The 18,650-nt window shown below is 64.5% G+C and carries 16 protein-coding genes; 11 read left to right on the forward strand and 5 right to left on the reverse strand.

Annotated elements, in window-relative coordinates:
• Positions 1-165: 165 nt before the first annotated feature.
• Positions 166-696 (reverse strand): D-glycero-alpha-D-manno-heptose-1,7-bisphosphate 7-phosphatase, encoded by a 531-nt coding sequence (locus tag ACWAT4_RS14295; RefSeq protein WP_449730798.1) that lies wholly within the window; start codon positions 694-696, stop codon positions 166-168.
• Complete coding sequence (gene waaF / locus ACWAT4_RS14300) at positions 689-1,795, reverse strand: lipopolysaccharide heptosyltransferase II (RefSeq protein ID WP_449730799.1); 1,107 nt, start codon at positions 1,793-1,795, stop codon at positions 689-691. The genes ACWAT4_RS14295 and waaF overlap by 8 nt, the downstream gene beginning before the upstream one ends.
• 174 nt (positions 1,796-1,969) lie before the next feature.
• On the opposite strand from waaF, the gene rfaD reads away from it, so the two are divergent.
• From rfaD to ACWAT4_RS14320, 4 genes are all read left to right on the forward strand, one after another.
• Complete coding sequence (rfaD, locus tag ACWAT4_RS14305) at positions 1,970-2,950, forward strand: ADP-glyceromanno-heptose 6-epimerase (protein WP_212446604.1); 981 nt, start codon at positions 1,970-1,972, stop codon at positions 2,948-2,950.
• 12 nt (positions 2,951-2,962) lie between these two features.
• Entirely contained in the window at positions 2,963-4,447 is a 1,485-nt protein-coding gene (rfaE1, locus tag ACWAT4_RS14310) for a D-glycero-beta-D-manno-heptose-7-phosphate kinase (RefSeq protein WP_212426231.1), read from the forward strand.
• The gene (locus ACWAT4_RS14315) at positions 4,444-5,730 is read left to right on the forward strand and encodes an O-antigen ligase family protein (RefSeq protein WP_449730800.1); all 1,287 of its coding nucleotides are present in this window, start codon (positions 4,444-4,446) and stop codon (positions 5,728-5,730) included. Before rfaE1 ends, ACWAT4_RS14315 begins: the two co-directional genes overlap by 4 nt.
• 78 nt (positions 5,731-5,808) lie before the next feature.
• Positions 5,809-7,731 (forward strand): SDR family NAD(P)-dependent oxidoreductase, encoded by a 1,923-nt coding sequence (locus ACWAT4_RS14320; RefSeq protein WP_212301217.1) that lies wholly within the window; start codon positions 5,809-5,811, stop codon positions 7,729-7,731.
• Here ACWAT4_RS14320 and ACWAT4_RS14325 read toward each other — a convergent pair.
• Both ACWAT4_RS14325 and ACWAT4_RS14330 read right to left on the reverse strand, forming a co-directional pair.
• The gene (locus ACWAT4_RS14325; RefSeq protein WP_212426230.1) at positions 7,709-8,482 is read right to left on the reverse strand and encodes a glycosyltransferase family 2 protein; all 774 of its coding nucleotides are present in this window, start codon (positions 8,480-8,482) and stop codon (positions 7,709-7,711) included. The two genes, ACWAT4_RS14320 and ACWAT4_RS14325, sit on opposite strands and share 23 nt — an antisense overlap.
• Positions 8,483-8,581: 99 nt before the next feature.
• Positions 8,582-9,541 (reverse strand): lysylphosphatidylglycerol synthase transmembrane domain-containing protein, encoded by a 960-nt coding sequence (locus ACWAT4_RS14330; RefSeq protein ID WP_449730801.1) that lies wholly within the window; start codon positions 9,539-9,541, stop codon positions 8,582-8,584.
• A 179-nt stretch (positions 9,542-9,720) separates the two neighbouring features.
• Here ACWAT4_RS14330 and ACWAT4_RS14335 point away from each other — a divergent pair, with 179 nt between their 5' ends.
• From ACWAT4_RS14335 to ACWAT4_RS14360, 6 genes are all read left to right on the forward strand, one after another.
• Positions 9,721-10,710, forward strand: a complete 990-nt coding sequence (locus ACWAT4_RS14335; protein ID WP_449730802.1) for an NAD-dependent epimerase — start codon at positions 9,721-9,723, stop codon at positions 10,708-10,710.
• Positions 10,711-10,717: 7 nt separating this feature from the next.
• On the forward strand, positions 10,718-12,130 hold the full coding sequence (locus ACWAT4_RS14340; protein ID WP_212301213.1) for a mannose-1-phosphate guanylyltransferase/mannose-6-phosphate isomerase: 1,413 nt from the start codon (positions 10,718-10,720) through the stop codon (positions 12,128-12,130).
• 181 nt (positions 12,131-12,311) lie between these two features.
• The gene (locus tag ACWAT4_RS14345) at positions 12,312-13,316 is read left to right on the forward strand and encodes a Gfo/Idh/MocA family protein (RefSeq protein WP_212301212.1); all 1,005 of its coding nucleotides are present in this window, start codon (positions 12,312-12,314) and stop codon (positions 13,314-13,316) included.
• Between the two features lie 10 nt (positions 13,317-13,326).
• Positions 13,327-14,514, forward strand: a complete 1,188-nt coding sequence (locus tag ACWAT4_RS14350) for a DegT/DnrJ/EryC1/StrS family aminotransferase (protein WP_283816199.1) — start codon at positions 13,327-13,329, stop codon at positions 14,512-14,514.
• Positions 14,515-14,610: 96 nt separating this feature from the next.
• Positions 14,611-16,137 (forward strand): murein biosynthesis integral membrane protein MurJ, encoded by a 1,527-nt coding sequence (gene murJ / locus ACWAT4_RS14355; RefSeq protein WP_449730803.1) that lies wholly within the window; start codon positions 14,611-14,613, stop codon positions 16,135-16,137.
• 327 nt (positions 16,138-16,464) lie between these two features.
• Positions 16,465-17,250, forward strand: coding sequence for a PEPxxWA-CTERM sorting domain-containing protein (locus ACWAT4_RS14360; protein ID WP_449730804.1), 786 nt, complete (start codon positions 16,465-16,467; stop codon positions 17,248-17,250).
• Between the two features lie 46 nt (positions 17,251-17,296).
• On the opposite strand, the gene ACWAT4_RS14365 is transcribed toward ACWAT4_RS14360, so the two are convergent.
• Positions 17,297-17,704 (reverse strand): GFA family protein, encoded by a 408-nt coding sequence (locus ACWAT4_RS14365; RefSeq protein ID WP_449730805.1) that lies wholly within the window; start codon positions 17,702-17,704, stop codon positions 17,297-17,299.
• Between the two features lie 503 nt (positions 17,705-18,207).
• Here ACWAT4_RS14365 and ACWAT4_RS14370 point away from each other — a divergent pair.
• On the forward strand, positions 18,208-18,597 hold the full coding sequence (locus ACWAT4_RS14370) for a DUF1127 domain-containing protein (RefSeq protein ID WP_449730806.1): 390 nt from the start codon (positions 18,208-18,210) through the stop codon (positions 18,595-18,597).
• Positions 18,598-18,650: the final 53 nt, after the last annotated feature.

An 18,650-nucleotide genomic window follows, 5' to 3' on the forward strand; every position in this document is an offset into this window, starting at 1 on the left:
GCGAAAACAACCCCATGCACAGTAGCCGCGGGCAGCAAAATCAACGGCTTGCTGGGCAGGCATCACGTGAATGCGGATTTTACGAAATTCAGTTGACGCGTCGGGGAAAACACCGCTAGATTGCCACCATCGCGAAGTGTCCAGCGGCCGCCAGATCGTAGGCCTCTACGCCCGCCTGATCTGCGCCAGCACGTCGCTCACGAAGGCGTCGAGGTCGCCGCCCGGGAAGAGGAAGCCCGGCAGTCCGAGCGCATTGCCAGCCTCGATATCCCTCGACTGATCTCCGATCACGAAGCTGCCGTCGAGCTGCACGGGCCAATGCTGGATGAGATCGCGCAACATGCCGGGCGCGGGCTTGCGCCAATCATGCTCCCCGATGTAGCCGGCGACCGTTCCCTGCGGATGATGCGGACAGAAGCGGATGTCATCGATCCGCGCGCCGTCACGGGCGAGCTCGTCGCGCATCCAGCCGTGCAGCGTGTTCACGTCATCCTCGGCGAAGAGGCCGCGCGCGACGCCCGACTGGTTGGTGAAGACGAACACCCAATAGCCGCTCTCGTTGAGGCGGCGAATAGCATTGGCGACATTGGGCATCCAGCGGATGCGGTCGCGCGTGCCGATATAGGCATCGTCGTGATTGATGACACCGTCGCGATCGAGGAAGGCGGCGGGCTTCGGCGCGCGACTGTCAGACATTGGCAAGTCCCTGCGTCCTCGCAAGCACGTCTCTTGCGATATCGACCACGTCCTGCGCGGCGATGTCCCGCATGCAGCGGTGATCGTTCATCTTGCAGATCGTGCTCTGGCAGGGCTGGCAGGCGAGCACGCTCCTGGTCTGGACCACAGTCGCGGCGAGGCCGTTGAGGGGTGCCCAGAGATAGGGGCTGGTCGGGCCGAAGATGCCCATGGTGGGCGTGCCCAAGGCGGCCGCGATATGCATCAGGCCCGAATCGTTGGAGATCGCAACGCCAGCGGCGGCCATGGCGAGGACGCCGTTGCGCAGATCATTGCCGGTGAGGTCCCGTACCCCGGGGCCGCCAGCGGTCGCAGGGCCGCCAGCGGTCCCGGGGCCACCGGCGGCGACGATCTCCTGGGCGAGGCCTTTTTCGGCGGGGCCGCCGACCACCCAGACCTCCAGCCCGCGCTCAACCAGCAGGCGGGCGGCTTCCGGATAGTAGGTCCAGCGCTTCGACACCCCGACCGAGCCGGGGGCGAGCGCCACGGCGGCACCGGCGCTGAGGTCATTGGCCTGGCGCCAGCGGGCGATCTCGTCTGCCGGCACCCGCAATTGCGGCACCGGCCATTCCGGGGGCAGGGGCGCGCCATCGGGCTGGGCCAGGGCGGCGTTCTTGTCGATGAAGCGGGGCAGCTTCTTCTCGCCCCAGCGCCAGCGGTTGAGCAGGCCGAACCGGAACTCGCCGACGAAGCCGACCCTTTCGGGGATGCCGGCCAGCGCGGGCGCAATGGCCGCCTTCCAGGTCCGGGGCAGCACCAGGGCCGTGCCGTAGTTCCGCTCGCGCAGGAGCCGCGCCAGGCCGAACTGGCGGCCCACGGCAAGGCGGCCGCGGGGCAGGTCCCAGACGATGCCCTGACGCACGCCCGGCATATAATCGACCAGTGGGGCGCAAAGGGATGTGGTCAGGAGATCGACCGGCCGATTCGGCCAGCGCTCCTTCAGGACCCGGACGACGGTGTGATTCCGGACGAAGTCGCCAATCCACATGTAGGGGACGATCAGGATCGGGCGTGTGTCGCTCCGATCTGCGCTTCCGCTAAGTTGCGAATCTAGGTTCATTCGTTATTAGGACCGAGGCCAAGCTGATCTGGCGGTTCGGTTAGCCGCTCCGGGGCGGCAGGTAAAGCCGGGAGAGCGCCAGTCCAAAAGCGTCGGTCCCAAAATGCTTACACTTTGGCAGATGATGCGCTACGGCAGGTATCGGGGCCGCAAAACTCGGGCAGGGTAATTGGAATGTTGCTGGTGACCGGCGGGGCCGGTTTTATCGGATCGAATGTCGTGGCTGCGCTGAATGAGGCCGGCCGCAGCGACGTCGTGGTCTGCGACCTACTGGGCAGCGACGGCAAGTGGCGCAATCTCGCCAAGCGACAGCTTGTGGATATCGTTCCCCCGGCCGAGCTGCCTGACTGGCTGAAGGGCCGCAAGCTCGATGCCGTGATCCATCTCGGAGCGATTTCCGAGACCACCGCGACCGACGGTGATCTCGTGATCGAGACCAATTTCCGTTTCTCGATGCGCCTGCTCGACTGGTGCACGGCGGGCGCAGTGCCGCTGATCTACGCGTCCTCGGCGGCGACCTATGGCGACGGCACGGAAGGCTTCGACGACGACGCCTCGCTGCCGGCGCTGAAGAAGCTGCGGCCGATGAATCTCTACGGCTGGAGCAAGCAGCTGTTCGATCTTGCGGTCGCCGGGCGCGTCGCGAACGGCGACAAGCTGCCGCCGCAATGGGCCGGCCTGAAATTCTTCAACGTGTTCGGCCCGAACGAATACCACAAGGGCGCGATGATGAGCGTGCTGGCGCGCCGGTTCGACGACGTCAAGGCGGGCCGCGTCGTGCAGCTGTTCAAGTCGCATCGCGACGGCATCGCTGACGGCGACCAGCGCCGCGATTTCATCTATGTCGACGATGTCGTGCGCGTGATCATGTGGCTGCTTGCGACGCCTGCGGTGTCCGGCCTGTTCAATGTCGGCACCGGCAGGGCGCGCAGCTTCAGGGAGCTGATGCTGGCTGCCTATGCCGCGCTCGGCGCCCGACCCAACATCGAATATGTCGACATGCCCGAGCAGATCCGCGGCAGCTACCAGTATTTCACCGAGAGCAAGGTCGATCGTCTCCACCGTGCCGGCTATAACGGCGGCTTCACGACGCTCGAGGACGCAGTGAAGGCCTATGTCGGGGATTATCTCGACCGGCCCGATCGCTTCCGTTAAGGCCCCATCGCCATGCCGACGCCCATTCTTGATTTCGATGCCCTCGCGCAAGCCATCTCCGGCCGCACGGTGCTCTGCATCGGCGACATCATGCTGGACGAGTTCGTCTATGGCGAGGTGTCGCGGATCTCGCCGGAAGCACCGACCCCCGTGATCGCGGCCCAGCGCAGCGAGATCCATATCGGTGGCGCCGGCAACGTCGCACGCAATATCGCTTCGCTCGGCGCGCGCTGTGTCTTCGTCGGCCTCGTCGGCGAGGACGATGCAGGAGCGCGGCTCAAGACCGCGCTGGCGGACCATGCCGGCATCGAGAGCGCACTGGTGTGCGATCCATCGCGGCCGACCACGCGAAAGGTTCGTTTTGTTTCCGAGCATTTCTCCACGCATATGCTTCGCGCGGATTGGGAGCAGGCGGTAGCGGCTTCCGATGAGGTCGAGACCAGGCTGATCGAGGCGATCCTGCCGCAGATCGCGCGCGCCGATATCGTGCTGTTGTCCGACTACGCCAAGGGCGTGCTGACCGCACGCGTGATCCGCCACACCATCGATGCGGCGCGAAAAGCTGGCAAGCCCGTGATCGTCGATCCCAAGAGCCTGAATTGGGCGATTTATCGCGGCGCCACGCTGCTGACACCCAACCGCAAGGAATTTGCGGAAGCCACCCGCAGCCGCGCCGATACACCGCAGAGCATCGTCGATGCCAGCGAGGACGTGATGCGGCTTGCCGATTGCGAGGCGATCCTGGTCACGCAGGGTGAACACGGCATGACGCTGGTGCCGCGCCAGGGCGAGGCCGTCCACGTTCCCGCTTTCCCGGTGAAGGTGCGCGACGTCTCCGGCGCCGGCGACACCGTCGCTGCCGCGCTCGCGGTTTCGATCGCGGCGGGCGCGGATTGGGACACGGCGCTGCGCATGGCGAGTGCCGCCGCCGCCGTCGCCGTCGGCAAGCAGGGCACGGCCAGCGTGAGTGCCGACGAGCTGCGCCGGAAGATCCTGCCGCATGCCACTCTCGCGGCCGAGGAGAAGGTCGTGAGCGCGCCCGGCGCGCTCGAGGCCCGGCTCGCCGAATGGCGCGGCCAAGGGCTGCGCGTCGGCTTCACCAATGGCTGCTTCGACATCCTGCATCCCGGCCACGTCAAGGTGCTGACCGCGGCGCGCGCCGCCTGCGATCGCCTGGTCGTCGGGCTCAACAGCGACGCCTCGGTGCGGCGGCTGAAGGGCGCAGACCGCCCGGTCCAGGACGAGCGGGCGCGTGCCGAGGTGCTGGCCGCGCTCGAAGCCGTTGATCTCGTCGTCATCTTCGAAGAGGACACGCCGATCGACCTGATCACGCGCATCACGCCGAGCGTGCTGGTGAAGGGCGGCGACTATACCCGCGAGCAGGTGGTCGGCCACGAGGTCGTCGAGGCCGCGGGCGGGGTGGTCGTGCTGGTCGACATTCTCAAGGGTTTCAGCACCACCGCGCTGGTTCATCGCGCGCGCGGAGAAACGAAGTGACGGAGCTCGCGCACCAGTCGGTGTGGGGAAAGGTGAACCGGCGGCTACGCAGTCCGGCGGCATGGTCCGAGACGGTCGACCTGTTTGCCATCCTGACCGCGGCCTCGCTGCCCTGGTCGACGTCGCTCGCGGCGATCTTCAATGTCGCGATGCTGATCTGCATGGTGCCGTTTCTCGACCTCAGGGATTTCCTGGAGTCACTGAAGCGACCGATCTGCGCGCTGCCGATCGCACTGTTCGTGCTCGCGCTCGTCGGCACGCTGTGGTCGGGGGCGCCCTGGGGCGCGCGGCTCTACGCCGTGAACCCGACGACGAAGCTGCTCGTGCTCCCGGTCCTGTTCTATCATTTCGAACGCTCGTCGCGCGGGCACCTCGTGTTTATCGCGTTTCTCGTCTCCTGCGCGCTGCTGTCGGTGATGTCCTGGCTGGTGTTTCTCCATCCAACGCTCTCGCTGAAGCCGGATGAACCCAACTCGCGCGGCATCTTCGTCAAGAACTATATCGACCAGAGCCAGGAGTTCACGCTGTGCGCGGTCGCGCTTGCGTTTCCGATCGTGAAGCTGCTGCAGCAGAAGCGGGTCTGGCTGGCCGCGCTGCTGGGGGCGATCGCGCTCAGCTTCTTCGTCAACATGGCCTTCGTGGTGATCTCGCGCACGGCGCTCGTGACGGTGCCGATCATGCTGGCGGTGTTCGGGCTGCTGCATTTGAAATGGCGCAGCGTCTTGATCATCTTCGCGGCTCTCGCGGTCCTCGCCGTGTTGGCCTGGAACACCTCGTCGAAGCTGCACACGACGATTGAAACGTTCTCAACCCAGTACAAGCTCTACAAGGAGCAGGGCATCCCCACCTCGATCGGACTGCGGCTCGAGTTCTGGCGCAAATCGCTGATTTTCTTCGCTGAGGCGCCGGTGGTTGGCCATGGAACCGGCTCGACGCGCGGCCTGTTCGAGCAGGCGGCGACCGGTGGCGCCTACCAGGCGTCGAGCGAGGTGATCGGCAATCCCCATAACCAGACGCTGAATGTGGCCGTGCAATGGGGCGTTATCGGCATCATCATCCTGTATGCGATGTGGGGGCTGCATCTGCTTTTGTTCCGCGGCGATGCGCTGGCCAACTGGATCGGCTTGCTGGTCGTGGTCCAGAACATATTCACCTCACTGTTCAACTCCCACCTTTTCGACTTTCACGAGGGATGGATGTATGTGCTTGGTGTCGGGGTTGCCGGCGGCATGGTGCTCAATTCACGCCGGGCCGGCCGGAGCGCGGGAGAAGCTCGCAGCTGAGCTCCGGAGCGCTGGCAAGTCCCGGCGAGATGCGCTATCAGCGCTCAGATTGCAATCTTGGGGATATTCGGCCGGCCGATGACGCGTTTTTCGCATCTTACCTTGCGTAATTTCCTGATCGCGCTTCACGACGTGGTGGCGACGGCCGCGGCCCTGTTCGTTGCGTTCTATCTGCGCTTCGAGGGTGGTCCGGATTTCTCGGCCCGCTTGCCGTTGCTGCTGCAGATCCTGCCCTATTTTCTCGCCTTCAGCGTGGTCGTCTTCTTCGTCTTCAATCTGACGACCACGAAGTGGCGCTTCATCTCGCTGCCGGATGCGCTGAACATCATCCGCGCCGCGACGGTGCTCACCGTCGCTCTTCTCGTGCTCGACTACATCTTCGTCGCGCCGAACGTGCACGGAACCTTCTTTCTCGGCAAGATCACCATCGTCCTGTACTGGTTCCTGGAAATCTCCGCGCTGAGCGCGCTGCGGCTGACCTATCGCTATTTCCGCTATACCCGCGTGATGCACCACGTCAGGACCGAGAATGCCGCACCCACGCTCCTGATCGGCCGCGCCGCCGACGCCGAGGTCGTGCTGCGCGGCGTCGAGAGCGGCGCCATCAAGCACCTGCGGCCGGTCGGGGTGCTGTCGCCGTCCCGGGCCGATCTCGGCCAACTCATCCGCAACGTGCCGGTCGTCGGTGCGATCGACGACATCGAAGACATCATCGGCAGCTTCGCCAAGCGCAACAAGTCGATCGCCCGGGTGGTGATGACGCCTTCCGCCTTCGAGCCGGAATCGCGTCCTGAGTCCGTGCTGATGCGGTCGCGACGGCTTGGTGTGATGGTCAGCCGCCTGCCGTCGCTCGAGCAGGGCGACATGCCGCGGCTCACCACGGTGGCCGTCGAGGACCTGCTGCTGCGCCCGAGCGAGACGATCGACTACGCGCGTCTCGAAACCCTGATCAATGGCAAGAGCGTCATCGTGACCGGCGGTGGCGGCTCGATCGGCTCGGAGATCTGCGAGCGCGTGGTTGCCTTCGGCGCGGCGCGCCTCCTGATCGTCGAGAATTCGGAGCCGGCTCTCTATGCGGTCACCGAGGCGCTTGCCGCGCGCGGTTCCGGTGCCGAGATCGAAGGCCGGATCGCCGATATCCGCGACCGCGAGCGCATCGCGCGCCTGATGGCGGAGTTCAAGCCCGACATCGTGTTTCACGCCGCCGCGCTCAAGCACGTTCCGATCCTGGAGCGGGACTGGAGCGAGGGCGTCAAGACCAACATCTTCGGCTCGATCAACGTGGCCGATGCCGCACTTGCCGCAGGCGCCGAGGCCATGGTGATGATCTCGACCGACAAGGCGATCGAGCCGGTCTCGATGCTCGGTCTGACCAAGCGCTTCGCGGAGATGTATTGCCAGGCGCTCGACCACGACCTCGTCGCGCAGGCCGGCGGCAGCAAACCGGCGATGCGTTTCATCTCGGTCCGGTTCGGCAACGTGCTGGCGTCGAACGGATCGGTGGTGCCGAAGTTCAAGGCACAGATCGAGGCCGGTGGTCCTGTCACCGTGACGCATCCGGACATGGTCCGGTATTTCATGACCATCCGCGAAGCCTGCGACCTCGTCATCACGGCCGCCACCCACGCGCTCGGCGCCAAGCGGTTCGACGTCTCCGTCTACGTGCTGAACATGGGGCAGCCGGTGAAGATCGTCGATCTGGCGGAGCGGATGATCCGGCTTTCTGGTTTGCAGCCCGGCCACGACATCGACATCGTGTTCAGCGGCATGAGGCCGGGCGAACGGCTGAACGAAATCCTGTTCGCCTCCGAGGAGCCGACTGTCGATATCGGGGTTGCCGGCGTCATGGCGGCGAAACCGAACGAGCCGCCGATGCAGATATTGCGCAAATGGATATCCGCGCTCGAGGTTGCCATCGCGCATGACGATCGCGCCACCATCAGGACCATCCTGAAGGATGCCGTTCCGGAGTTCGGCGTCAACGCGAGCGCTGCGTCTTGAGAGGCGCCGTCGAACGGAGCTGAAAGATCCGCCGGGCAAAGCGCAGGAAGAACGCGGCGTCGATGACCGGCGCGTTCAGGTGCTGCTGGCGCGACCGCAGGCACTCCAGATTGGCGCGCAAGGTCACGCGCCAGCCTCTGGTGCTGATGCCGCCCATCTGAAAATCGGCGATGACGCGCGGAAGGTAGGCGACCCTGTAGTCGTTCAGCGCCAGCGCACGCAGCATATAGTCGTAATCGGCGGTCGTGACGTAAGTCAGATCGTAGTCGCCGACCTTCTCGGCGACCTGGCGCCGCATGTAGAAGGTCGGATGCGGCGGAACCCAGCCGAGCTGAAACGAGTAGCGACCATACTGGCCGCCACGCCAGGCCCGCACCAGGGCCTTGGATTGATGATCGGTGACCATGTCGAGGTCGCCATAGACGACGTCGGCCCGTTCCAGCGCCGCCGCGATCGCCGCCAGCGCACCCTCATCGTGGAACGTGTCGTCAGAATTGAGGAAGCCGATCGCGTCGCCCTTGAACAGGTGTAGCCCCTTGTTCATGGCGTCGTAGACGCCCTTGTCGGGCTCGGAGATCACCCGGATCTCGCTGGCGCCGAACGACTCCACGATCTTCAGCGTCGCATCCTTCGAGGCGCCGTCGACGACCAGCATCTCCTTGTCAGGATGCGTCTGTTCCAGGAACGATTCAATGGTGGCGCCGATCGTCGCCTGGGAGTTGTAGCTGGCTGTGATGACGCTGATCTTCATTCCGGACCCGTGGTGCTACGCCGGAGACTATAGGGAACAAGCCCGAAGGTTCATAGATGACGGCCGGTCGCGGCGCTCCTGTTCCGATCCTGTGAACCCTTATTCACGCGCTCCGATCGGCGCGGAGCCCTGCGCGGCCTTCTCCGCGCTGAGGATCCAGACCAGGCCGCCGAATGCGCCCACAATGAACGAGACAGCGCCGAACAGCAGCGAGATGTTGACGCCCTCATTGGCAGCCAGCCCGGCGAAGCCGAAGGCCAGCCCCATGGTCGCCTCACGCACGCCCCAGCCGGCGATCGAGATCGGCATCAGTGTGATCAGCATCACCGGCGGCACCAGCAGGAAGACCTGGGCGAAACTGACCGGCGCTGCGATCGACTGCACCACGCACCAGGCGATGACGACGGCAAGCACGTGGACCAGTAGCGACAGGACCGCGATAACAGGTCCGCGCGTGCGGCTGAAGATGACGCGATTGGCGATCACGGCGCAGGCGTGGATGTGGTGGGTGGCCCACCAGGTCTTCAGCCACGGCCATTTCAGCGCGCCGAAGACCAGGAAGCCGATGCCGCCGGCAAGGGCTGCGAAGTCGACGAGCAGCAGCGCCGAGCGGCCGTTCGGATCGGTGATCAGCGCGTAGCTCCAGGGCAGGCTTGCGACGATGAGGATCGCGAGCGCAACGAGGCCGATCGCGCGATCGACGAAGATCGAATAGGTCGCCGCACGCCATCCGGCGCCCGCGCGTGCCACCAGCCATAGCCGGACGGCATCGCCGCCGATCGCGGACGGCAGGGTCTGGTTGAAGAAGGAGCCGATCACGTTGTAGCGCATGGCGCGGCCGAGCTCGAGCGGCGCACCGCATGCGGCGCTGACCTCGCGCCAGCGCAGCACGCCGACGAAGATTTGCAGGAACGTCACCGCGATCGCCATGCCGATCCAGAACAGGCTGGTCGCGGTGAAGCGCGACAATAGCTCGGTCAGGTCGACCTTGCGCAGCGCCAGATAGAGCAGCGCCGCGGAGATCAGGATTTTGGCCGTCGACAGCAGGATTCGGCGCATCTCGTCCGCAGGGTTTGCGAAGATTGGAGGCAACCCGACGCGAGGCGCCGAATTCGGCCGCTTTGGTATGGTTTTGGCGCCGATCTTGCAATAGCTGTCATGGGGAGGGCTATTGCGAGCCCCTCGATACCGGCTAAAGAGGCGCCGCAGCGAGGCTTCTGGGATCGCTTGGGAACAGGATGACGGATCAGGCGATTTTGGTCACCGGGGCGGCCGGCTTCATCGGCTTCCATGTCGCCCGGCAGCTCCTGGCTGAAGGCCGGTCCGTGGTCGGGCTCGACAATTTCAACAGCTATTACGATCCAGCGTTGAAACAGGCGCGCCTGGCGCAGCTCGGGAACGCACCCCGCTTCTCCTTCGTGCAGGCCGATCTCGCCGATCGCGAGACGATGGCGGCGCTGTTTGCGCGGCATCGCTTTCCGGAGGTCGTGCATCTCGCCGCCCAGGCCGGCGTGCGCCATTCGATCGAGCATCCGCAGAGTTACGTCGAGTCCAATCTCCAGGGATTCCTCAACGTGCTCGAGGGTTGCCGCAACAACGGTTGTCGTCATCTCGTCTACGCCTCGTCATCCTCCGTTTATGGCGCCAACACTAAGCTGCCGTTTTCCGTGCAGGACCGGACCGACCATCCCGTGAGCTTCTACGCTGCGACCAAGAAGGCGAACGAGGTGATGGCGCAGTCCTACAGCCATCTCTACCGGCTGCCTGTGACCGCCTTGCGCTTCTTCACCATCTACGGCCCGTGGGGACGGCCTGATATGGCCATGTTTCTGTTTGTAAACGCCATCATGGCGGGTCAGCCGATCCGGCTCTTTAACCATGGTAAAATGCGCCGCGACTTCACCTATATTGACGACGTCACCCGTGTAGTATCCAAGCTCATCGATTGGGTGCCTGTGGACAATCCGGCTGCCGCAAATGCGCCGTCTCGAGTCTACAATGTCGGAAACCACCGCCCCGAAGACCTGATGCATGTCGTCGGACTTCTGGAGCGGGAGCTGGGTCGGACGGCGGTCAAAGAATTGCTGCCGATGCAGCCGGGAGACGTGGTGGAAACGTTCGCGGATGTCGAGGATTTGATGCGCGACACCGGCTTTGCACCGTCAACGCCGATCGAGCACGGGGTCCACAATTTTGTCACCTGGTATCGCGACCACTACAAGGTTTGAAATGACGATGGACAAACGCATTATCCCCCTGATCATGTGCGGCGGCGCCGGCACACGGCTGTGGCCAGCCTCGCGCGAGGTGCGCCCGAAGCAGTTCCTGCCGCTGTTCGGTGCGCGCTCGACCTTCCAGGATACGCTGCTGCGTGTTTCAGATGCGTCGCTGTTCGATCGTCCGATCGTCATCACCAACGCGTCCTACCGCTTCATGGTGCTGGAGCAGCTCGTCGAGATCGGCATCGAGGCCGACGTGATCCTCGAGCCGATGCGACGCGACTCCGGTCCTGCGATCGCAGCCGGCGCGGCGTTCGCGCAGAACCGCACCAGCGAGGCGATCGTGCTCGCGCTCGCCGCCGACCACGTCGTGCAGGACAAGGCGGCCTTCGTCGCGGCCTGCCGCGAGGGCCTCACCGCCGCGAGCAGCGGGCGCATCGTCACCTTCGGCGTCAAGCCGGAGCGGCCGGCGACCGAATACGGCTATATCAGCCCGGGCGAGGTGATCTCCGGCGAGGTACACGCGGTCGCGCGCTTCGTCGAGAAGCCGGATGCCGTGAAGGCCGCCGACTACGTCAATTCGGGCTATCTGTGGAACAGCGGCAACTTCATGTTTCCGGCGGCCCTGCTGCTCGACGAATATCGGAGGATCGATGCGGCGAGCGTGGAGGCGGTGTCCGGCGCGGTCGCCAATGCCGGCCGCGATCTCGGCTTCGTGACGCTCGAGCCCGAGGCGTTCGGCGCGGCGAAGGCGATCTCGATCGACTATGCGGTGATGGAAAAGACCTCGCGCGCCGCGGTCGTGCCGGTGTCCTGCGGCTGGTCCGATGTCGGCTCCTGGCTCGCGGTGTGGGAGTTGTCGCCGAAGGATGCGCAGGGCAATGCCGCGCACGGCACGGCCGTGTTCGAAGACTCGCGCAATTGCAACGTCACCACCGACCAGGCGCTGGTCGCGCTCGAGGGCGTCGACGACCTCGTCGTGGTCGCAACTGCGGACGCCGTGCTGGTCTCGCGCCAGAAGGATGCCAACGGACTGAAGCGCCTCGTCACCAAGCTGAAGGCGGTCGCGCCGAAGGTCACCGAGGAGCATCTCAAGGTGCATCGCCCCTGGGGCAGCTATCAGTCGGTCGACAATGGCGAGCGCCATCAGGTCAAGCGCATTGTGGTGAAGCCGGGTGGACGATTGTCACTGCAGAAGCATCACCATCGCGCCGAGCACTGGATCGTGGTCCGTGGTGCGGCCCGCGTCACCGTCAACGAGATCGTGAAGACGGTGCACGAAAACGAGTCGATCTACATCCCGATGGGCGCGGTGCACCGGATGGAAAATCCCGGTAAAATCATGCTGGAACTCATCGAGGTCCAGACCGGCTCCTATCTCGGGGAAGACGACATCATCCGGATTGAAGACGACTATCAAAGGTCGTAACCAGCAAACTCCGAATCACGCGATCCGGGCCGAACGGCACCCCAGTTTGGCGCTAAGGCCCGGGGAACGTGTAACTTTTTGAATCAAATCGTGTCCGGGCAATCAGGCCGGCATTCGCCACAAATGTGGCACCCGTGCTAGAAGCGGCCCGGGGATTTGCGGTGAATCGGGGTTCGATCAGATGAGTTCCAAGGGATCACAACCGGCAAAGGCCGGCCTGCGCGTCGGCGTCATCGGCGCGGGCGTGATGGGCAGCAACCACGCGCGGGTGCTCGCCGGTCTGCCCGGCGTCAGCCTGGTCGGCGTCGTCGATCCTTCGCCGGCGCATCGGACGCGCGCGACCGAGCTCGCCAATTGCGCGAGCTTCGAGACGCTCGACCAGCTCTTCGCCGAGGGCGTCGATGCCGTCACGGTCGCGGCGCCGACCCATCTGCACCATGAGGTCGCGCTCGCCTGCATCGCCAAGAATATCCATGTGCTGGTCGAGAAGCCGATCGCCTCCACGGTGGAAGAGGGCCGTGAGATCGTCGCTGCCGCGCAAAAGGCCGGCGTGACGCTGATGATCGGCCATGTCGAGCGCTTCAATCCGGCCGTTGCCGCCGTCAAGCAGGCCATCGCGGGCGAGGACATTCTCTCCATCGCCATCACGCGCGTCGGCCCGTTCCCGCCGCGCATGTCCAATGTCGGCGTCGTCATCGATCTCGCCGTGCACGACATCGATTTGATCCGCTGGTTCACCGAATCCGACATCGTCGAAGTGCAGCCGCAGCTGTCGAGTGCGGTCGCCGAGCGCGAGGACATCGCGCTCCTGCAGTTCCGCACCGCCAACGGCGTGCTCGCGCACATCAACACCAACTGGCTGACGCCGTTCAAGGCGCGCAGCGTCACGGTCGCGACTCGCGGCAAATACGTGATGGGTGATCTTTTGACGCGCCAGGTCACCGAATGCTTCGGCTTCAAGCCCGATGGCAGCTATTCGATGCGGCATCTGCCGGTCGGCCATGACGAGCCGCTGCGCGCCGAGCTGATCGCGTTTCTCAAGGCCGTGCGCAACGGCGAGACGCCGGCGGTGACCGGCGATGAGGGCGTCGCAAGCCTGGAGATCGCCACGCAGTGCCTCGAGACGCCGTCGCGGCCTGCGGCGACGGCGCCCGCCCGCAAGGGCCCGCGCCGCATCGCCAGCTAATCCTCTCCCCATGTCGACCACGCAAGAAGGCGCCGAGAACCAGGCCATGAACCAGCATCTGCGTTCCGAACCCATTCCCTTCATCGACGTCGCCTCGCAGCGCCGCCGGCTCGGCGCCTCGCTCGATGAGGCCGTCAAGCGCGTGCTCGACCATTGCCAGTTCGTCAACGGCCCCGAGGTGTTCGAGCTCGAGAAGCAGCTCGCGGCCTATAGCGGGGCCAAGCACGTCATCGCCTGCGCCAGCGGCACCGACGCGATCCTGATGGTGATGATGGCGAAGAACGTCGGGCCCGGCGATGCCGTGCTGTGCCCGTCCTTCACCTTCATCGCGACCGCATCGCCGGTGGCGCGGACCGGCGCGACGCCGATCTATGTCGACGTGGACGAGACCACCTTCAACATGAGCCCGGAGTCGCTCAAGCGCGGCATCGCAACCGCACGCAAGGCCGGATTGAAGCCGGTCGCGGTCATTCCGGTCGATCTGTTCGGGCAGCCCGCCGATCACGACGCGATCGCCGAGATCGCCAAGGCTGAAGGCCTGTTCGTGCTCGATGACGCCGCGCAAGGCTTTGGCGCGAGCTACAAGGGCCGCAAGCTCGGCACCTTCGGGCTCGCCACCGCGACCAGCTTCTTCCCCGCAAAGCCGCTCGGCTGTTTCGGTGACGGCGGCGCGATCTTCACCGATGACGACGAGCTCGCGGCGACGCTGCGCAGCATCCGCGTGCACGGGCAGGGTGTCGACAAATACGACAACGTTCGCCTCGGCCTGACCGGCCGGCTCGACACCATGCAGGCAGCGATCCTGATCGAGAAGCTGAAGATTTTTGACGACGAGATCGCCGCCCGCAACAAGGTCGCCGAACGCTATGCGCGCGGGTTGTCCAACGTGGTCACGGTGCCGCGCCTCAGCCCCGGCAACACCTCGGTCTGGGCGCAGTACACGATCCGTCTGCCGGAGGGCACCGACCGCGACGGGTTCGCCGCCGCGCTGAAAGCCCAGGGCGTGCCGACTGCGATTTATTACGGCAAGTCGATGCACCAGCAGACCGCCTACAAGCAGTATCCGGTCGCGGACGGCGGCCTGCCTGGTTGCGAGAGCCTGTCGCAGGACGTCATCAGCCTGCCGATGCACGCCTATTTGACCGAAGCCGACCAGGAGCGGGTAATCGCCGCCGTCCGCGGCGCGCTCGCGGCTTGATCTTGCTCTTCTTCCCTCTCCCGCTTGCGGGAGAGGGGCAGATCTTCCCCGCGGCTTGCACCTAGACCTAATCTCGCCATGCTCTAAAACAGACGCATGCTCGGACGCATCTTCACGGTTGGTGGTTACACGCTGCTCTCGCGGCTGACGGGATTTGCCCGCGACATCATGCTCGCGGCGATCCTCGGCGCCGGCCCCGTGGCCGACGCCTTTTTCGTGGCGCTGCGGCTGCCCAATCATTTCCGTGCGATCTTTGCCGAGGGCGCCTTCAACGCCGCCTGGGTGCCGGCCTATGCCCACGTCCATGGGGAGCGCGGGGAGGGGGCTGCACGGCTGTTCGCCGACCGCATCTTCACGCTGCTGCTGGCCTCGCAAGTGCTGCTGCTGATCGTCGCCTGGCTGTTCATGCCGCAGGCCATGAGCATCCTGGCGCCGGGCTTTTCCGAGGATGCCGAGCAGCGCAAGCTCGCGATCGAGCTGACCCGGATCACCTTTCCCTATCTGCTCCTGATCACGCTGGTGACGCTCTATGGCGGCATGCTCAACGTGATGCAGCGCTTTGCCAGCGCGGCTGCCGCGTCGATCTTCCTCAACGTCGCGATGATGATGACGCTGGCGCTCGCCGCCTGGTTTCCGACCGCCGGCCACGCCGCGGCCTGGGGCGTGCTTATTTCCGGCTTCCTGCAATATTTTCTGCTCGCCGGCGATCTCGCCCGCCATGGCGGCCTGCCGCGCTTCGCACCGCTCAAGCTCGACGAGGACGTCCGTAGCTTCTTCAAAGCGCTGGGACCGGCGACGCTTGGCTCGATGGGCACGCAGATCGCGCTGTTCGCCGACACCATCATCGGGACTTTTCTGCCGGCGGGCGCGCTGTCGGCGCTCTATTATGCCGATCGCCTCAACCAACTGCCGATCGGCGTCATCGGCATCGCGATCGGCACGGTGCTGCTGCCGGAGATGTCGCGGCGGATCACGGCCGACGACCACGACGGCGCGATGAAGGCGCAGCGCCGCGCCTTCGATTTCACGCTGCTGTTCTCGGTGCCCTTCGTCGCCGCCTTTCTCACCGTGCCCGACGAGATCATGCGCGCGCTGTTCGCCCGCGGCGCATTCTCGAAGGCCGATGCAGTCGCCGCAGGCGGCACACTTGCGGCCTATGCCATCGGCCTGATCCCCTTCGTGCTGATCCGCAGCGCGGTCGCAACTTTCTACGCGCGCAAGGATACGGCAACGCCGGTGCGGGCTTCGCTGACCGGCATCGCGGTCAACGTCGCGCTGAAGGTTGCCTTGATGGGATCGCTTGCCCAGATCGGCCTCGCGCTCGCGACCGCCGTTGGCGTCTGGACCAATCTCTTGCTGGTGCTGTTCTTCGCCGTGCGGCGCGGCTTTCTCGTACTGGACCGCGCCTGGCTGTTGTCGCTCGCCAAATTCCTGCTGACCGGAATCATCCTCGCTGCCGCGTTCTGGCTGATCGCGCGCGTCAGCGGTACTTCCTTGGGCGCGATGCGCTTCCACGATGCGGTGACGCTGGTGCTATTGGCCGTCGGGGGCACGATCGCCTATGCGCTCGCGATCCTCGTGCTGTTCGGCCGGAGCTGGCTGGTTTCGCTGGTGCGTGGCTAGACGCGCATAAGCTCATGAAGTCCGCTCCGACGAGAGCGGAATCTGGCGCGATCGATGCGATCGTCCGGATGGTCACATCTGCCGTCGAAGACAATCTGCAAAAGCAAACGTCGCTCGCGCTCAGCCAGACGGTTGATGCGCGATCTCTAACTCTGCGCCAAGGTCGCCCACCGTGGGGACGAGGTGAAGGTGATGAACGATTTTGCGGTCACGTTGGGCAGTAACTGCTGCCCAGGCCGGGCGCAGTTTCATCCTATCGGATGCGGGTGCGCGGACCGAATGCAATGTCGAAGTCGTTGAAATAACTGCAGAGGAATGGAGCCAGCCATGGGTTCGACCGTCAGAATGCGCTTTGCCCTACGTTTCGTTGCACTCGTTGCCCTTGCGTCATGCGCTGTCGTATCGAGCGCCGCCACCGCGGCTGCAGCCACGATCGTCGTGAATGGGCTTACAGAAGGCTATCACTCGAGTTCGCCGAACGGCCCATTCGCACTCGATCCAGGCAGCTTTGCCGGGGCTTCCGCCACGGTGGGACATATCATTACCGGAAATTCGATCGACGGTTACTACGCCGCATTGATGCAGTTCTCGTTGCCGACGCTGCCCGCGGACGCGGTGGTCACGAACTCTACGCTGACATTCAGCGGAATTGGCGGCAACCGGGCGGGAGACATCCTTCTCACCGCCTATGCCACCCAAGGCACGGCATTCGACCCCAACAAGATAAGGGGAGGATCGACGTATGGCGTCATCCATGTCGACGGCCAGACGGTGATGGATCTGACCGACTTGATCGCATACGAGCTCAAGATCCTGCCCGCGGGGAGTACTGCCGGCTTCTCATTCAGCCAGGCTGCAGAGAATTGCACGTATGTCGGATTTAACGGCAGCTGCTTCGACATCCTCGGAAGCAGCGCTGGGAATGGCTACCCGATACCCACTCTGACGATCAGTTATGACGTTGTGACCACAGCGGTGCCGGAGCCGTCGACATGGGCCATGATGATCGTCGGCTTCGGATTGTTGGGATTTGCAGGCGTCGCGCGCCGGTCTGCTTCGGGTCATGAGCGCCGCCTTACGCCTCGGCCGGTTGATTCCGGTTTGGCTCGATAAGCCGACAACAGGAGTGCGTTTGCAAATCGATGGGCGAAGCGATGTCTCAATCCGAATGGTGGATCGCGATGGCGCGAGGCGGCTCAATCCAGTGATGCCGCTTCGCTTCCCAGCCCGAATGCGTGGGCGGCGGAAAAGTGGGATCTGCAAAGGATCCCACGGCGACGGCGATGTGGCTAGGGAACGCTTCCGCTTCCCAATACACAGTCGATCCGCACACGGGGCAGAACCGAAATGATACTGAACGGCCAGCGTCTGATCGGCGCGTGAACCGGGTTGAGGTGCCGGAGATGGTGGTTCGCTGCTGGGCGAACCACGCTTGACCGCCGAAGACGGCTCCGGTCCGACGCTGACACTCCAGGCAGTGACACATTGAAATTCGTGCTGGCTCACCCTCACAGATGACCTCCAGTTGTCCGCAGTTGCACGCTGCGCGGCGAGTTGTCATGGGCATGCTCCTCTTTCATCGGCAAGTGCTTTCATCGGCAAGTGCGGGCAGTCGCACGTGCGGCGTCGAAGTCGGTCGGAATTGTCGGGGGAGGTGGGGGCTTGCTGCAGCCCTGTGGAGGGGCGATGTCGGCCCCGTCGGCCTCGCAGCATGGACAGGAAGAGGCCCGCTGCTGACGCCTAACGGATTGCATCCATTGATGCAAGGGATGATGACGTTCGCTTGCCACGCAGCATGCCCGGTTGGGTTGGCTGTGCGCCACTCGCTCTGAAGGTGCAGCCAGCCTCCGCACATCTCTTGATTTTGCGCGATTCCCGTGCTATCGGTGGCCCATGATGAAATGGTCGCGCAACGTTAACTTCTCGCACATGACCCGCTTCGGCTGGGCCGTGGAAGGAGTCGCGCGCTAGGATTTCGTCGACGACACCTTTTCCACCAGGCCCCGCCGGCATCGGACGGGGCCTTTTGTTTGGCCACGCTCCCTGCCGGCACTACAGCAGGAGCGTACGATGCCACCTCAACAGACGAACATCTCACCCGGGATTGAGGGCGACGCCGCGAGGCGTGGCCTCAATCTCTCCATCGTGTCAGCGAAGAGCGCGGTCGACCAGGCGTTGGCAGCACGCCTCAAGGCGTCCGCTGCAGCGCTGGACAAGGATGCTGCCGGACCCACGGCCGCATCGACGCGAAGCGTCCTGGGCTTGCTCAGGCGCGTTTGGCTCGCGTTTCAGGAACGGTGTCAGCGCCCGAGCTTGCGTGTCAACTTGCAAGACCTGAGCGACAGGGAGCTGATGGATATCGGCCTGACGCGTGGTGAAATCGACTACCTCTCACCTCAGCGAGCGGTCGATACGCTGAGGGATAGCACGATCTATCTCTGGAGCCGCCGTGGGATGTAGTGGATTCACCGCCAGAGGCGGACATGCGTTTTGAGAGCAAGCGGCAGTCGGCA

Source organism: Bradyrhizobium sp. T-1, from assembly GCF_053592855.1.

Bases quoted from the DNA above. Each gene is read 5' to 3' on its own strand.
- ACWAT4_RS14295 (WP_449730798.1), bottom strand. From the start codon at position 696: ATGTCTGACAGTCGCGCGCCGAAGCCCGCCGCCTTCCTCGATCGCGAC.
- waaF (WP_449730799.1), bottom strand. From the start codon at position 1,795: ATGAACCTAGATTCGCAACTTAGCGGAAGCGCAGATCGGAGCGACACA.
- rfaD (WP_212446604.1), top strand. From the start codon at position 1,970: ATGTTGCTGGTGACCGGCGGGGCCGGTTTTATCGGATCGAATGTCGTG.
- rfaE1 (WP_212426231.1), top strand. From the start codon at position 2,963: ATGCCGACGCCCATTCTTGATTTCGATGCCCTCGCGCAAGCCATCTCC.
- ACWAT4_RS14320 (WP_212301217.1), top strand. From the start codon at position 5,809: ATGACGCGTTTTTCGCATCTTACCTTGCGTAATTTCCTGATCGCGCTT.
- ACWAT4_RS14325 (WP_212426230.1), bottom strand. From the start codon at position 8,482: ATGAAGATCAGCGTCATCACAGCCAGCTACAACTCCCAGGCGACGATC.
- ACWAT4_RS14330 (WP_449730801.1), bottom strand. From the start codon at position 9,541: ATGCGCCGAATCCTGCTGTCGACGGCCAAAATCCTGATCTCCGCGGCG.
- ACWAT4_RS14335 (WP_449730802.1), top strand. From the start codon at position 9,721: ATGACGGATCAGGCGATTTTGGTCACCGGGGCGGCCGGCTTCATCGGC.
- ACWAT4_RS14340 (WP_212301213.1), top strand. From the start codon at position 10,718: ATGGACAAACGCATTATCCCCCTGATCATGTGCGGCGGCGCCGGCACA.
- ACWAT4_RS14345 (WP_212301212.1), top strand. From the start codon at position 12,312: ATGAGTTCCAAGGGATCACAACCGGCAAAGGCCGGCCTGCGCGTCGGC.
- ACWAT4_RS14350 (WP_283816199.1), top strand. From the start codon at position 13,327: ATGTCGACCACGCAAGAAGGCGCCGAGAACCAGGCCATGAACCAGCAT.
- murJ (WP_449730803.1), top strand. From the start codon at position 14,611: ATGCTCGGACGCATCTTCACGGTTGGTGGTTACACGCTGCTCTCGCGG.
- ACWAT4_RS14360 (WP_449730804.1), top strand. From the start codon at position 16,465: ATGGGTTCGACCGTCAGAATGCGCTTTGCCCTACGTTTCGTTGCACTC.
- ACWAT4_RS14365 (WP_449730805.1), bottom strand. From the start codon at position 17,704: ATGCCCATGACAACTCGCCGCGCAGCGTGCAACTGCGGACAACTGGAG.
- ACWAT4_RS14370 (WP_449730806.1), top strand. From the start codon at position 18,208: ATGCCACCTCAACAGACGAACATCTCACCCGGGATTGAGGGCGACGCC.